This window comes from Gluconobacter sp. P1D12_c, assembly GCF_018812105.1.
In the GTDB taxonomy this organism is placed as follows: Bacteria; Pseudomonadota; Alphaproteobacteria; order Acetobacterales; family Acetobacteraceae; genus Gluconobacter; species Gluconobacter oxydans_A.
Window position 1 is genome coordinate 1 of sequence record NZ_JACSIQ010000502.1, and the last position, 436, is coordinate 436.

Below are 436 nucleotides of genomic sequence, written 5' to 3' on the forward strand. Positions count from 1 at the left end.
TGGATTAGCTCAGCAGATGGATGAACAGTTTAGGCATATCATGTTCATTCCTTCTGTTGGTGTTGCTGAGAGTCGCCTGTTGAGGAATGAGCTGACCTATTGGATTGATAACATTCTCCCGTATTAGGGGAAGTATCTGCGGTACATGGTTATCACCTGCGGTGAGAACGTCCGCATATATGATGACATCAAGGAGGAGCATAGGAAATGGACACGCAAGCTCTCTGATTGCTTCCGTTGGCTCAATCAAAAATATGGTTCAAATCTGTATTTCAGGGGGACTGAGTTCACTCATAATGAGGATCATGAAACCCTTAACATGCATATGAATATCCTCTTTGATCTGCCGTATTTGAAGGGGAACGGCTGGCAGGATTTTCTTGCTGATGTTCGTGAGAGGATGTCGTGCATTGTTAAGGATGCGGGAACTCTTGAG

At 44.7% G+C, this 436-nt stretch carries 1 protein-coding gene; it reads left to right on the forward strand.

The genetic code is table 11. The annotated features are described in order from the left end of the window. Positions 1–145: 145 nt before the first annotated feature. Positions 146–436: hypothetical protein (locus KP705_RS17875; protein WP_215765260.1), on the forward strand; the 291-nt coding region annotated here is incomplete at its 3' end.